The following is a 15903-nucleotide window of genomic DNA, read 5'->3' on the forward strand; positions in this document are numbered from 1 at the left end:
GATGCCTTAGCCACGGAGGGATCGTTGCCTTTTACCGCAGGGAGACCTTAAACAAATCCAAAAACGTCACCCCTGACCGACCCGCCGGCGAAGAGGAGAGGAGTCGTTCCATCCAGCTGACAGGGACAGCCGAGAGCCCCTGTCCCGGGGCCGACGTCCCGAGGGCTCCTCTACAGCCCCATTTCTAATACCGATATTAGAGATCACTAATACCGATATTAGAGATTACTAATACCGATAAAAGAAATGACTAATATCGGTATTAGGGATGCACCTCATCAGGCAGGGGGAGACTCCCTTAGCCACCGGACCCCAAGCACTCCCCCCCTCTCTCTCTGACCTTACCATCAGCCGCTTAACCAGCAACCACAGGTCTCACCGCCTGCTCCCTATCATCCGACGCCCTCCGATGTGTCCGACACCCTGGCGCCACCTGACTCCCGGCGAGTCGGCTCGGGAGGCTCTGCATACACGAAGCGCCCCGCTGCAGTCAGAAGGCTGCAGCGGGGCGCTCACTATCAATGGGGATGCGCTCAGTATCGACCGAGCATTAGTTCAGATCCTTATCCTGCACACAGCGGACGGAAGCGCCGAAGAAGGCGTTGTCCGGCATGAGCGCTGCCTTGAGCGAGCCATCGGCCGTGGTCTTGATGCTGAGGAAGATGCTATTGCCGTCGCCGTAGAAGAAATTGAACCAGTAGCGTCCCTCATACCCCGGCTTCATCAGCTGAGAGAAAGCACTACCATCCACATCGGGGACATCATTGGAGGCCTGACGGTAGCCGGCGTAGGGGAACCATACATTGACGTTGTCCTCGTTGATGAAGTACACTCCGTTATTGTATGGAGCCTTGTAGTCCTGACCTGCCTTGCGGACCGCTTCTGGGTCATCGGAGTTGATGAAGGTATCCTCCAGCCCTGCACTGTAGAAGTGGGGATCACGTGCCATGTGCTGGACCAGCTCATTCACCTCCCGATAGGCTGCCGTACGCCAACCCTTAGGGCAGGGATCGTAGGCACCCTTCGTTGTCGCCTCCTTCAGCGGGTCTCGCTCCATGGAGTTATCCATTTCAGCCTTGGCATTCCATGCGTTCTCCGGAGCAGAATTAGCGTCAGTGAAGTAACTACGTGCCATAAGAGTTGCGGGCATGCACCCACCGAAGTAGCCGTCTCCCTGAGGACTCGGCTTAGCCCCCTTTGATACGTAGGCAAAAAAGTCTGGATAGCCGGCATAATTATGGTTTACGAAGGGGAGATTGGTAGTAGTAGCGCCATAGATCAATTTCTTCGTTTCTGCTCTATGCTTGGCGTAGCAGGCAAACGTATTTTCTCCAAATGCTATCGGGACAGCAGCCGGATAGAGCAAATACTCTATCGCAGTAGTATTGTAGCCATCCGGCATACGATAATAGCCCGCAGGAGAGTAATCCACCATATCTTTCCTAGCAGTACGCATCAGGTTGCGATCGATCCACTTGGTGTCGCCGATCACGACATACCCCCCTTGGTAGACAAGGATGTCCAGAGAGGCCCGCTCACTGATGATCCGGACGAGGCTCTGACGAGCCTTGTACAGTCCGTTGAGTGGCTCCACGCGGTTCTCCTTGATCGTGACGGTAAAGTAGCCGTTGTAGCCGACGCCGGTCGTGCCGGTGTCGGTGCCTATGGATGGGTCTGAGTGGGAGAGCCATCCGTCGTCCTTCACCGGACTCTGGACGTGCCAGGGAGTGACGCTTCGGACATTGACGGTGTAAATGAGGTCGCCGACTTGATTGAGAGGTGTCTCGATGACTCGGAAGGTACGACTCAGGTCTTTCTCTCTGGGTGAGCCCTCTGGATAGACGATGTCGTAGTCGAGTGCCTGTCCGGAGGTGATCCGGATCGTCTTGAAGTCGATCAGGGTACCGGTTTTGGCATCTGTAAGCTTCACCTTGACGAGAGCCTCACCGGTATTCTGCCCCAAGTTGAGCTTCCTCGTGGAGAGGAGTATTCGCCCATCCTCTCCCACGACCCCTGAGGAGGGACTGTAGCTAACCCAATCCTGATGCTCGGGAGAGTCCCCGGTGAGATAGCTGACGCCGACGATCTCCCACCTATTACCCGGTCGGTAGGCATCCACTCTCACCTCGAAAACCTCATCACGACGGCTGTCAGCCGAGATAAGTGAGGGGTAGAGCAGGAGCTGATCACGCAGCACTTCATCGGGTGTCTGGTCGATGGAGATACGCAGGTAGAGGTTGGGGTAATTGGCGACACCTATCTTATACTCCACGCTCCTCTTGTAGTTGCTGTCGATGAGCTGCTGCTCCGTCGCCCCTCTCCACCGGTCATCGATGTAGAGCCCGCGGAAGTCGTACTTGAGATCCTTTACGCCAAATCCGAGATCACCGTCTCCGACAGAGACGTGATCCACCAATCGGGCATTGATCCAAGAGATGTTGTCGGGATCGCTAAAGGGATACTGAGTAGTCCCATCCCCTGCGAATGAGTACTTCTCCTCTAAGATCCTAAAGCCCTTGAACTCGGGGATATTCGTCCGCACGGTGATCTCTTCGGTGAACTGTCGGTCATTCGGATCTGTGGCATACTTCTTACCACCCACCTCATACTCGTAACTGGCTCTGGTACCATGGTGTACGAAAGCTCTGGTAGAGCTGATGAAGTACTCTCCGTCCGTAATGATCTGCTCCGACTGCTTGATGGAGCGCTCGAGGGTGGTGACGCCGAGGATCATATTGACCGGACGACGCTTGATGGCATCCTCGGGAGTGTTGTAGCCCCTCCCGTTTACCTCCTTGATCTCTATGGTGTAGATGGAGTTGCGACGGACGATCCTTCGACCTCGCCGATCCATTAGAGCAAAGCGATACCAGCAAGTCTCGCCGTTGTAGCGGGCCTTGATGAGCACACCACCACCGATGTTTTTATTCTCGAGTGTATTGGGCAGCTCGCTCTCATAGGTGATAAGAGTAACCGTGGAGGACTGTGACTCCATCGTCACCGCTTCCTCCGCGACCATACTCGGCTGCCCATCAGGGGTGATGGGCGTGTCGGCACGCTCGTTGTCGCCTGCGGTAAATGGGACAACGTGCGAAAAGAGATAGGACTTCAGCGGGCGTATCGGTACAATGGCGAGGATCTCGAACTGATTATCCTTCGGAGTCGCATTGGTGATATTGATCTTAGATACGATGCGGCTCAGCACCACATCGACGTGGTGATCCCTTGCCGGGGTAAGGTCTCGGGATCGTCCCGTCATCAGATAGGGACCGGCGATGGTAGGCTTGTCCTCCACCACCTTGTCTGTCAGCTCACTTACTTTCTCCTTTCCGGTGAGCCATCCCTCCTTGGCATTGGCGACGACAAGCACCTGATAGGTCGCTGAGGCATTCTTGTAGGAGATGGCTCTGTGGAGGATGCCGGAGGACTTGCCTACGGTGATCCGCTCATGGTACTCGGGTGCTGTCTTCGGTGCATCGGTAGTGTCCAGGTGATCGCCCTCATAGAGATAGATGTCGAGGGTCTCGATCTTGGTCTCTGCCTTTGTGTCTCCCCCCTCCGTACTCCTGAGGGAGCCACTATTGTCGGGGAGGAGGATTGACAGCTCTATCGTCTGGTCTCCTCCCTCGGGATCGACCTCATCACCCCAGAGCCTATCCTGGCGACACCCCGTGAGGGTGAGGGACAGGAGTGCCAGGAGTGAGAGCAGGAGCGTATGGGAGAGATTTCTTGTCTGTATCATGGTCATGATGTCAGTCATTTATGGGTTTACGCTACGGACGCATCGGACGGAGGAGGTGAAGGCCCAGGTCTCGGTGTGCATCCAGACCTTGGTGGGAGAGAAGTAGAGCAGCTGAGACTTGATACTGCCGGTGGCATTGGGATTCACCAGCTCATAGGTCTTGTAGGCTCCGGTGACTCCCATAGTGCGGATGTCGGCGTGATTGAAGGGTCGATAGCCGGCAGCCGGGAGGTACCAATGTACGCCTGTACTGGAGGAGCGGGTCATCGGATCAGCCACGAGGTAACGCCCACTATTATTCTCGCCCATCTCTCCGTCAATGGCGGAGTAGGTCTCATCGAGATTCATCAGCGGCGTAGGCTTGCCGTACGTCTTGCCGAGGAGGTCTACGAGTGACTCCAGCTGAGTCTTGGTCGGGACGTGCCATCCCTCGGGACAGGGATTGACGAAGGGCTCATTATCGGCTATGATGTTCTTGTCCCTATATACACCATTAGTCTGATCCCATGAGATGTACAGCTTGACACGATAGGTCGGATGGACGTAAAAGTACCCAATGTTATCCTGATACACTTGTCCTCTATAGATCTTGCCTGTGTAGTAATTGCTGTAGAGCCCGACCGACTTTTCCTCTGTGTCTCCTTGAGCATAGCCGCTCGTGGGAGCTCGACTGAAGAAGTACCCGTCAGAGCCGTATCCGTTAGGCGTAGTGGCAGAGTTGGGGAGGTAGGTGCGATTATTCAGGGCGTAGACGCCATAGACATCAGTTGTGTGACCGATAGGGATGGCATAGGGGTAGAGAGTCGAGTTGATCTTGGAGTCCTTGTACGTTGTATTGGCGTAATAGGCGGGTACCTTGTAGAGCTTGTCTGTCTTATCGATCGCCTCCTCGTGGTTGGCATAAGAGTAGCCGGACTTGAGGTTGCGATCAAGCCAGTAATTGTCACCGATCTTGACGTAGCCACCCTGATAGATGATGATGTCGCGTACAGCCATCGCTTCGCGACTGCCCTTGACGTAGCCCTTCAGGGAGATGTGTGCCTCTCGAGCCGGGAGGAAGTGATCCACCTTCTGGGATGTGGGGCGCTTGGAGACCTTGACGGAAAAGGAGCCATCTTTAGTCCCATTTGCGCCAGTGATGGTGACCCAGTCTATCTCGGAGCCGTCAGATGCGGGCTCCTTAGAGACCTCCCACCGGAGATTGGACGTGACATTGACCTTATAGGTATAGTCCTGCTCGCTATCCCATCCGAGAGGGGTCTCGATGACATACTTGTTTCGACGCATATCAAGAGGCACGGCATTCGCTTCCGTGGACTCGGGGTAGACGATATTATAGTCCAGCTGGAACTCGCGGTAGACTCGGATCGGGAGCTTGTGGAAGACTTGACCTCCGATCTCACCTCCATAGAGAGTGATCGTGGCCACATCAGGCTCCAGATCTCCCATGGCCTTGGTGTCGATGTAGAGTATGTCTGTGCCGAGCTGCTGTCGCCTCTTTGCTAACTCAGCGGCATCGTACTTACCCGGCTTGTCATCTCTCCAGAGATCAACCGGGTCTCCGTGGTCGTCGAGGACGAAGATGCGCTCGATGAAGTCTCGCCCACTCGTAGAGGGGGTGACACTGAAGAGACGCCAGCCCAGCTTGGGGAGGTTGGTCGTGATGCGTGTCTTTAGGTACTGGACCTCCTTGGCGGTGATCTTGAAGCGGTCGGGCGAGGCTGCCAGCCGTACCACATCAGGGTAGAAGCGGTTGATATTATCCTGTGTGATGGAGTACTGCACCTGCAGATCGTTGGTGTGGATACCTGTCGCCCTTACCCAGCCGAATGCGCGTCGCACATCATCGGCTACAAGAGAGTGGTACTGGTAGACCCCGACATTGAGCGTGTAGCGTCGCCCGGGCTTCTCGTTGCCCTCGTAGGCAGGCTGCAGGGTGGAAGTGGCCCATGCCGCAAGGTGTTGCTTCGTCTCGCTAAAGGTCCCCTCCGCAGGCGCGATCAGCTTGAGTCCCGGAGCATTGGTGTAGACGTAGGTGAGCTCGTCCATCTGCTCGCGGTCAAATTGGAAGTTGGACTTCTCGATCCGGAGGAAATATCGACCGAAGAAGACCGTCTCAGCTGTACCGACATTAGTCCACTCGGCAACCGTGTAGACAAGAGACTCGCGATTACGATCCTCTCCTGATCGGATGGCTGCCACAGCAGCATCGAGGGTATCGTATCCGTCTGCGGTGAGCTTCTTTATCGTTACCCGATAGAGTGTATTGGCGGCAAGGGACTGGGAAGGCTGACTACCATCCTTGGGCGAAAAGAAGTAGTAGTTATCCAATCCGGAGGGATTCTTAGCCTTGAAGACAACGTATGCACGCTGATCTGATGCCGTAGGGTAAACATAAGCCCTCTCCCCTGTCGCATGGGTGGTCGTGGAGGTCAGAGTGGCAACGCCGGTGAGGGGGTCGCCGGCAAGAGTAGCTCCCTTGGGCGCATTGACGAGGTAAGTCTCGCCTATGGAGATCTCTCCCTCACCCCTTAGCTCGATGGCAGCGGCAAGACGCTTGACGCGGACTTCCCCGGTGACGATGCCGGAGGGATTGGCATTCAGCTCAGCCGTCCCATACATCACCAAGGGGGGGCGAGCGGTGTCGTCCGTCTTCATGACGGGGAGAGAGGAGAGGCCGTCCAGTGTTAGACCTGTGAGACTTGGATAGGTGACGGCACCCTCTGCATTGGCAACAACGGCAACCTGGAATGTACGACCGGTACCTTTGTATGGGATCTGGTCTACCGTGACAGAGATCGTGCCTGTCGCTCCTGCAGTGACCGTCTGTCCGAGGGCAGATCCGACAAGCGTTGTGCCGGCTTGGTCAAAGATGAAGACATCCACTTTCTCAATCTTATTCTCGGTCTCCGTGCCCACTTCATTGGCTCGGAGAATCTCCTCTACTCGGGGATTGTCCGGAGTGATCCTGAGGGAGAGCCCCGTCAAGCCATTTCCGGAGCCGGGCTCCTGCCCCCTCTCCGCTGTACAGGAGGCGAGGAGGGTGATTGCCACAAAGAGCAGGATCAGAGGTAAGACTTTATTCTTGATCATCATATCCATTTGTCCCATCAGTTGTTGTTCCTAATCTTGATGCAACGGACGAGGAGACCGTTTGTCGTATTTCCCTTTTCGACATAGCTGTGTGGTGCATCGCTCCCGAATCCTACACTGCAGTATCCGCCGGACATGGGAGATGCGGGATCATAGAGTGCGTAGCAGGCTCCTGGAACTGCTGTCTCACCGATGAATAACCAGTTGCGTAGCATGCCGGACCCATCTCGCCAGCCACCGAGAGGCAGGTAGAAGGAGTGAGTCGGATCGGTGGTCTTGAAGAAGTAGCCCACGGCATTCTCGTAGTAGTCGCGACTCGCATAATCAGAATTAGTGAGGAGAGTGCTTTTCATCATAAGCTCAAACTCATCCTTGGTCGGCATCCGGTAACCCTCCGGGCAGGGATCAAGACCCTTGTCTTTCTCTCCCGGGATATGCTTGTACCACCGGGGCTGAGTGAATGTTGCCTTGTCGTACCAATCCTTTGGATGCACAATGTACTTGTGGAACTGAGGGTCGGCTTTTGGAGCTGTCTCCTCATGGGTATTGGGTGACACTCCCCAGGAGGTGGTGGCATCACCGATACGTCGCGGCTGGCGCCATGCCTGCACTTCTGAGACTTCACTTTCACTGAGGTTGGAGTTAATATTCCCATCGATGACGTTGATACCATTGTACTGATAACCATCGGGTACTCGTCCACTCTGGTAGAACGCTCCATTGACACGCACGCGGTCAAATCCGGTGATCTCTGCGGATCCGCCCCACTGAGTGTAGTGTGCATAGGAGAGCGAGCCCATGTTCCGGTCGAGCCACACTTGTCCATTCTCCAGTGTCAGAGCCTTGTATCCTCCCTGCTCCACACGGATGTAGGTTGGGTGCTTGGAGCCATCGTAGATCTTGATGGTGGCATAGCGGAGGATATTGAGCCTGTCAACCGGCTTTACCGATATCTTCAGCTCGCTGCTGCGTGACAGCTTCTCCACTTTGATCCAATTTCCTGTCGATGCAGCGGTCCCCCACGTGTCTACCACCTCGGGGACCCAGTCATAGTGGTGGGACTGTACCTTAATGGTAGTCTCAAGCGGTCCCGATGCCGCATCTCCCACAAAGGCGACATATTGCCGTGCAGTCACATAGAGTACCGGCATCTGTCGGATGACCACCACGAGTGGTCTGGAGTAGCCCTCAGGAGTGATCGTCAGCTTACAGGTGCGGACGCGATCATCATCTCCATCATTATCACTAAGGGTGTGGAATGCGACCCTTTTCGCTTGTCCGCTAATGGTCTCCGGTTGCTCGTCCATTGTCAGCCAGTCGGGGATCTTCCCGCCCTCAAAGTCGTAGGTGAGCTTTGTCGGAGTGGATATAAGCTGATCCATGAGGATCATAAAGTCTCCCTGTGCATCGGCAAAGGCATTCAGATCAACGGTGTCTCTCGTAAGTGCGATGTACTCATCAACGAAGTCTGCTTGCTCCTCCTCTACCGTCCAGTCCTTGGGGGTAATGGTGAGAGGACCGATAACCTTAAGCGACTCTCCGTAGAACTTAAGCTCATACCGGTACCACGTGTTGCGACGGATGGCATGGAAATCAGCAGCAGCACCCCTTTCGTTTGTCAGAGAAATGGTGTAGTCTCTGGTCTCTGTGGCGTTGGTTGCTCGACCGAACGTTAGTCCGAATGAAACCTCGTGGTTATTGTCAACCTGGAAGAGTGAGGGGATATAGAGGTGGACGGCGGGATGAGTCTCTGTCTTCTCCGTATTCTCAGGGTCGCTTATGTACTTCGCATAGTAGGATCCTGCGAGTCCCTTGTCAGCGGCTGCCTCGGAGCGGAAGATCGGTGCCTTCCAGAGCTTCCCGATGCGGATCGGTAGAGTCCACGGTGTAGTCGACGGATCATCCGGGGTATTGAATGCTTGTACCTGCTTGTCGTCAAAGCGTCCCTTGATATCCCTCAGGAGTATTTCCTCGCTCTCCGTTCCGGCGGAGAGGGTAAAGTTTGTCGGCTCAGAGCCTGTCGGCGCAGTAACAGTGGCAGTGCTCTTAGTCTCTACGTCGGAGGTCTCTCCGGAGATTGGAAAGAGTGGCTGATCGTATCCGCCCATTCCCTTCAGCGAGTAACTGAGGAAGCGATAGTCCTTGGGTGTCAGTCCGTCCTTACTGTGATACTCCTTCTTCGTCTCATCCTTAGCCGTAGTCAGGCAGACATCGAGACGGGCAAAGGTGCGCTCGAGTTTGATATCTGGAGATACCTCCTGCGGCACATCCGTACTGGAGGTGATGGCAAAGTCCTGAGAGCCGACCATAGGCATGAAGCGCCGAGGCAGCTTCGTCATCGTATTGGGCATCAGGTCGAGCGAAGTGAATGCGGTCTCCTTAGACGTGAGACCACGAGGATCAGCCGGGGAAGCGGTATCCTCAATCGCAGAAATCGCAGAAGTCAGGGCGGGAATGGAATTGGCAACAAGGACAAACTTGTAGTTGCCCGGCTCCAGCTCGAGGTCCATCGTCAGGGTACCACTGCTCAGCTCCGTGGAGGCGAAGTGGCGCACGTGACTATTGCTCTGGCTCAGCACCTCGAGGTCAGTGATCGCTGAGAGAGGGCTTAATGCGTCTCCCTTGAGGCTCTTGCAGCCTGCCGCAAAGGCATTAGTGTAGTAGATCCAAGCGGACGAGGGCTCTGGAGCTCCCTCCGGGTAGATGTAGAGGACAGCGAAGTAGACAGCACGCTCGTAGTCGAGCCCCAGCTCAGCATGCTCGTTCCATATCCCGCTGCCTGTCGCCTCACTCACCGTACCGAGAGCACGAGGTGCGGGACGACTGCCCGGGAGTGAGTAAGAGTCTATCGTGGCAGCGATGCGGACATGGCGTGACCCGCCGTCGCTCTCACCGGTGGGGCCACTCTCGCCCACCTCCTTGTGGCAGCCCGAGAGCGCCACTAAGAGAGCGAGGACCACTCCGGCGATCCCCGGATAGCGGAGACCTATCTTGTGATAAATAGTCATGGCTATGCTCAGAAGTCGAGATTACGGAAAACGAGGTTCCAGTCAAGGATGCGAGCCTGTACAGCGAAGTAAGTGTCCTTGGGCTTGTCCTCCATCAGGCGGATCCAGATATCGAAGTCGTGATTGCGCTCTAGGCGGAAGGGATTAGCCGTCTCCGCAAAGGGTCCATCGTAGCAGATGTAGTCCTTCAGCAGGTCAAAGGAGTAGACCACCTTGTGGAGGTCGGTGTCAATGATCTCGATGGGGTAGTCGAGCGACTGATCCAGGAGGAGGATGTCAAAGAGACCCCGGATCGCCTTACCATACTTACCGGATGCATCTTCGATCTTCGTGGTGTACTCAAATTGGGAGTCGGGTAGCAGGTTCCCCTCACCTGTGTATCGGCTGTTCTGCGCCCTGAAGCGGATCGTGTACTGGTGGTCAGGATTGAGCCCCTCGACGATGATCTTCACACGATTGGTGATCTGGCGGAAGTCGATGTGGACAGTGTCGAAGACTGTGCCGATACGCTCCTGTTGATCGAGGATCTCCTTAGCCTTACCGGCGTAGAGGGGTGAGGCGTTGGCGGGGAGCTTGGTGCCCTGCTTGGCAAGCGAGACCATCATCTCGCTGAGGGGCGTACCGGGCTTGAAGCCCTCAAAGTCGTACTGAGCCAGGTTGGAGCCACTCCAGGCATAGAAAGTAGTCTTATGCCCCGGGCGGTAGAAGTCTGTCTTGATGCGGTATGAGGGGACAAAGGCGGAGGGCTTGTCTGCGATCTCCGTGATCATCTTGCCATCCTCGTCAAAGGCGAAGACCCGGACCTCCCTGACGGTCTCCGAGTAATTGATCGTCTGCGGATAGAGGATGTCGAAGGAGAAGATGGTTCCCTGAGGACAGTCGGAGAGGTCCTCCTTGATGCTGCAGTGGCAGCCGGCCACGAAGAGAGAAGCGACTGCGACGGCCAGCATCCCTCTGAGAGACTTGATCGTATGGTGCGATGAGTTATTCATTGCTCTATATCTCTTATATAAATTGTTGTCTTTATTACTTCAGCTCCATGGTATGATCCATCGTATTCCACCGGAGCGGTGTGGCTGTGATGCGGATCACATTCTCCCGGCCATTGATGGGAGGAATATTGGGCTCCGGCTCCCAGGGATTGTCTCCCGGCTTGGGGATATTGGGGTCATCAGGATCGACGGGGTCGTAGTTGAGACCCAGCCCGGTGATGCTATTGAGGATCAGGTCGTAGATGTTATTGCGGCGGGTGTCGCAATTGAAGACCGGTCCCTTCTCAGTAGTACGCTGCTCATTGAGCGGGGAGAGGTAGACCATCGTGCCACCCTCATACTTGCGGATCTTACTATTACCTCCTGCACGAGCAGCGAGGAGCGTGTCGTAGATGGTGTGGTCATCGATACCGTAGTAGAAGGTCGTAGGCTGGTCATGCACCAGCAGGAAACTCCTCTTGGCAGCCTTGCCATCGGTCGAGTAGTAGTCGTTTCCCTCCCTGATCGTCTGATTCTTCTTATCCTCTTCGGAAAGAGCTTTAAACCACTTTGTGTCGGTCACATCGACCCAGTACCAGCGGTCACTTGGTTTCTCTTCCTTAATCTTAATGGCGGAGAGGAGCTGCTGATCAAGAAGCTCGGGGGAGGTAGTAGCGGGATCACTCTCAGCAAATCCATCAAGAGCTGCCCCCTTCGTAGCAAACACCTTGTGGCGGGAGAAAGTCACCTTGTCTTTATCGATCCGGAAGCCCTTAGTGGGGACCAGACCGGTATAGATCTTCACGTAAGTGACATCCTTGTAGGTGACAGTCTTATCATAGGGGGTGGCTGACTTCTTATCGGTCTCATTGAGGGCATGCTCGAGGAAGTAGATCATGTCGGCTTTTGAGACACCACCATCGTTGTTACTCTCCACCTTACCTGACTCAAAGAGAGAGACGGGTCGAGCATCGAAATTTTTAGACAGCCCCTTGTCGGAGAGCTTCATCAGGTCGTAGCCCCCATAGCTCTTTTCCTTAGCAGAGATGGTCTTGAGACCCTCGTACAGTCCATCATCACCGAGATGAAGACTGCCCGCATTATCGGTGAAGAGGTAAGCGCTCTTAGCTGAGCCTGCGATAGCCCAGGTCATTTTATCAGGCTGGAGGAGGCCATAAGTCTCCTTCATCTCCTCACCCGTCATATCCTTGGCGCGACGAAGCTGAACCTTAGAGACTACTCGCTCCACGTCAAGCCTCACATCCGTGCACTTATCCTCGGCGAGGGTGTAGAAATTTTTACTCTTATTGCCAAAGGTGGAGCTCATCAGGAAGCTCTTCCCGATCATCCGATCGATATCGGTGAGCGAGACAGTCGACTCACTGGTATAGTCGCTGCCGCGGAGACCCAGCCGAGAGCTATTGATCACCGCAGCGATGCGATGACGGGAGTTGGGGTTGTCCAGCTCCTCCTCAAACTTAGCACTCCACTTATTGCCACCCTTAGGGTTAAAGCTGCGCGAAGCAGTCAGCCCGAAGTCCTCTCCGATGAAGAGCTGCCCATCGCGGATCTTATCCTCAGGGTCGATGCCGGGCACATCTATATCCTGTGCGTCGGTGATGGCGCGGGCTCCCGTAGCGAGGGTGCGAGGGGTGACCTGCAGCTGTATCGCGGAGCGATGACCGTCGGTCGGCTCATCGGAGTGTCCCTTGCAGCCGGCAAGAGGCAGCAGCATCAGCGCCGAGACGACCAAGTGAGGTAGTATGTACTTCTTCTTCTGCATGATGAAGTTTTTTATGGCGGCACTCTCACCGGAGCGCCATTACTTATTGCTTTTGGTGGGTAGGGGAGCGGTCAGGCGCCCCTACCCTGTGCGGGGCTTAGGAGCCCACGCTATTTATCTCCTAATCATTACGGATCAGAGACCGGAGGTGCCACCGGTAAAGTCGAGAGCGCGTTGGACGAGGTTCCAGGAGAGCACCGTGCACTCTACCTGCAGGCAGGTCTTGGTGTTGTTGACAGGAGGGTTGGTAGGCTCCGGCTCGAAGGGGTTGTCCTCACCGGGGGTGGGGATATTCGGGTCACCGGGGGTCTTACCCTTGTCGGGGTTATTCGGGTTGTTCGGATCGTTCGGATCGTTAGGATCGATCGGGGTGATCGTCTTAGGATCATTAGGATCACTCGGAACCAGCTTACTCGGATCCTTCGGAGTGTCGGGATCGTTGGGGTCGTAGTTGAAGCCAAGACCGGAGATGGTGCGGAGCTTCAGGTCGTAGATGTTGTTACGACGGGTGTCGCAGTTGTAGACCTTATTGACCTCACCCTGGGCATTAAGCGGAGAGAGGTAAACGACGTTGAAGTCCTTATCAGCGCCCCAGTACTTACGGATCTTGGTCTGACCGTCAGCGAGAGCGGCAGCGAGGGTATTGTAGACAACGGCATCCTCACCATCACCGGCAGCGTAGAACTCACCTGCCTTGTCGTGCACGAGGTAGTAAGCGGTCTCAGCATCACGATCGGCGAGGACAGCAGCCTTCACCTTCCTGTTGATGTTGTACCACTTAGAGTCTTTGCGGACTACGATGAAGTAGTAGCGATCGCCGAAGTCAGCCTCAGTAGCCTCCTTGACGTCAGCTGCCTTGAGACCGGCAACGTAGAGCTCTGAGGCCTTAGACATGTCAGGCTTCTCAGTCTGTACCTTGGCATCAACCTTCTTACCCTTCTTGATGTTGATCTTACCGTAGACCTTGACATAAGCAACGTCACCGTAGGTCACCTTGCTGGGCTCGTAGGGAGTGGTTGACCCCTTTACGGTCTCCTTGAGGGCATGCTCGAGGAAGTAGATACCATTCTCAAGGGACTTACCATTCGTCTGCTCCGCGTTGAGGTCTACACCATCGGTGAGGACGTTGCGAGCCTTGAAGTTCTTCACGCCTGCCTCGGTGTCAGCCTTGTACTCGCCGACATTCGCAGCATAGTCGCTCTGCTTCATCAAGTCGTAGACCTTAGTGCCGGCAGTGACACCCTCAGCGGTCTTGCCAGCCTTGGCAGAGATCGTCGTAAGTGCGGGGTAAAAGCCGTCATCCGAGAGAGAGATATCAGCCTTAGTATTGCCGGCGTAGTCGGTGTAGAGGTAAGCCTGCTTGGCTGATCCGGCCATAGACCACTGAAGTGTGGAGGGATCGATGACACCATACTTCTTGGCGCCTTCCACATTGACCGTAGCCGCCCAGAGCTGAGCCTTGGAGACCACACGCTGGAGGGTAAACTTGAAGAAGTTCTTATTCTCACCCTTCGGGTCGGTCACGCCGTCCACGATCTCCTGAGTATTGGAGGCATCAGCAGCCGAGGTAGACATGGCAAAGCCACCGGTGGCAGAGGCCAGCTTATCGATATCGGCAATAGCGACCGTCTTGTCCTTGTCGAGGTCAGCCTTGGTAAAGCCAAGGGCAGCCATGTTGATCAGCGGAGTGATGGTCACGCTGGGAGCGGGGTTGGTCTTGATCACCTTGCTGGTCCACACGTTGTTGACGGGGGTGCCGAAGGGGATATCGATAGCGGCGCGATCGCTGATCAGGAGCTGACCACTCTTGATCGCATTCTCGGCATCGGTACCCTCTACCTCCTTGTCCTGACCATCAGTGATGGCACGGTTGCCCGACTGGGCCTTGAAGTAGGAGACGGAGAGCTGGAGACCGGTCGTGCCCTCGTCTGCAGGCTCTACGCCATTGTTAGTCTTGCTACAAGCCGTAAAGGCAAACGCCACGGCAGCTGCTGCAAGTACTGTTGCTACATTTTTCATAAAACTAAATGTTGTAAAACAGTGTGAGAAATAAATATTGTGATTGTAGTAATGTCTATTATAGTCTTATCGGGGGGGGCGCTTATCATCGGACGAGTCGGACAAGTCGGACGGGTCGGACGGGCACCGCTGTGCCCGGTAGATAAGTCCCTATCAGAGGCTCTCGACGAGCTTGCGGAGCTCAGCGAGGTTGTCGGCGGCACGCTTGTCGCCCTTGGCGATGGCCTCAGTAAAGCACTTCTCCGCCTCATCGTACTTGCCGGTGAGGGCAAGGGCGATACCGCGGTTGTTGAGTGCCTGTGCACGATTATCACTTGCCTTGTCGAGGAGAGTGACGGCCTCGGAGACCCGGCCGGCAGTAAGCTTAGCAGCTGCCGCATTGACAAGAGCGATGGGCTCATCAGGGAAGTACTTGGCGGCGATCCGGAAGGCCTCATCGTACTCCTTGGAGCCTATGCTGTAGCTGTCGGCAACGAGATACATCTCGTTAAGGCTAAGAAGCTTCGGATTAGTCTTGATCCGCTCGCGTGCCTCCTCGAGGTTGAAGCCTCGGACGGTGTAGCGGAAGGCGTAGTCCGTGCGACGTACCTTGGCGTAGAGGCCGGCGTCAGACACCAGCTCGCGGAAGGGGGCACCGCCATTGAGGGCGCGAACCTTCGGGTCGCGGGCGTCACCGCTGTAGTTGTCGATGATCTGCTGCAGGTCAGCCTTGTAGCTGAGGTCCGACTCGCGGACGAGCCTCTCCACGCCTGCCCAGTCCTCACCACGTCCGGCGATGGTCATGTCGGACCGCTTGATGCCGTGGGTGCGGCTGAGGTAGTCGGCAAAGGACTTCGCACGGCGCTCGGAGAGTGCCTTATTATACTGCGCCTTGCCCTCAGGTGAGGCCCAGCCCTCCACGGTCATGCCGGTGAGGGTGATGTCCTTATTGTCGATCACGGAGCGTACCTTGCTGTCGACGTCGTCGAGGACGGCGGCGTTTTGCTTATAGTTGCGATCGATATTGTCCTTATCGATACGGAAGGCGATGGTGGCGGAGTACTTGTCAGCCCGATTCTTGACCGGCTCAGCGGCAGGGACGATGTAGGTGGGGACGTAGGTGGGGCGGTAGGGCTCTGCCTTGACGAAGGGGGTGAGGAGGGTCATCGTGGCGGTGCCTCTGTCGCAGTCGGCGCAGCCGGTGAGCCACTCGTCGATGGAGAGGACGGCTCCGCGCATGCCCTTATCGTAGGGGAGGGTGACGCTGTAGCGGATAGTCTGCGGGAGGCCATTCTGCCGCCGGGTGAT

General features: G+C 55.7%; 7 protein-coding genes. All 7 read right to left on the reverse strand.

From position 1 onward, the window contains the following. Nucleotides 1–550: 550 nt before the first annotated feature. Entirely contained in the window at nucleotides 551–3742 is a 3192-nt protein-coding gene (locus AC1EKE_RS03730; RefSeq protein ID WP_297129582.1) for a fimbrial protein, read from the reverse strand. A gap of 18 nt (nucleotides 3743–3760) precedes the next feature. Continuing rightward, nucleotides 3761–6853 carry a fimbrial protein gene (locus AC1EKE_RS03735; protein WP_480308256.1) on the reverse strand — a complete coding sequence of 1031 codons (3093 nt, stop codon included), beginning with the start codon at nucleotides 6851–6853 and terminating at the stop codon, nucleotides 3761–3763. Next, on the reverse strand, nucleotides 6853–9843 hold the full coding sequence (locus tag AC1EKE_RS03740; protein ID WP_480308258.1) for a hypothetical protein: 2991 nt from the start codon (nucleotides 9841–9843) through the stop codon (nucleotides 6853–6855). The genes AC1EKE_RS03735 and AC1EKE_RS03740 overlap by 1 nt, the downstream gene beginning before the upstream one ends. Before the next feature lie 8 nt (nucleotides 9844–9851). Further along, on the reverse strand, nucleotides 9852–10835 hold the full coding sequence (locus AC1EKE_RS03745; protein ID WP_480308259.1) for a FimB/Mfa2 family fimbrial subunit: 984 nt from the start codon (nucleotides 10833–10835) through the stop codon (nucleotides 9852–9854). A gap of 34 nt (nucleotides 10836–10869) precedes the next feature. After that, nucleotides 10870–12597 (reverse strand): hypothetical protein, encoded by a 1728-nt coding sequence (locus AC1EKE_RS03750; protein ID WP_480308260.1) that lies wholly within the window; start codon nucleotides 12595–12597, stop codon nucleotides 10870–10872. Between the two features lie 135 nt (nucleotides 12598–12732). Then, the gene (locus AC1EKE_RS03755) at nucleotides 12733–14616 is read right to left on the reverse strand and encodes a hypothetical protein (protein WP_297129587.1); all 1884 of its coding nucleotides are present in this window, start codon (nucleotides 14614–14616) and stop codon (nucleotides 12733–12735) included. A 153-nt stretch (nucleotides 14617–14769) separates the two neighbouring features. After that, nucleotides 14770–15903, reverse strand: a 1134-nt coding sequence (locus AC1EKE_RS03760; protein ID WP_480308261.1) for an OmpA family protein, incomplete at its 5' end; no start/stop codon positions are given.

Source organism: Porphyromonas sp. C0041D3 (assembly GCF_056590575.1).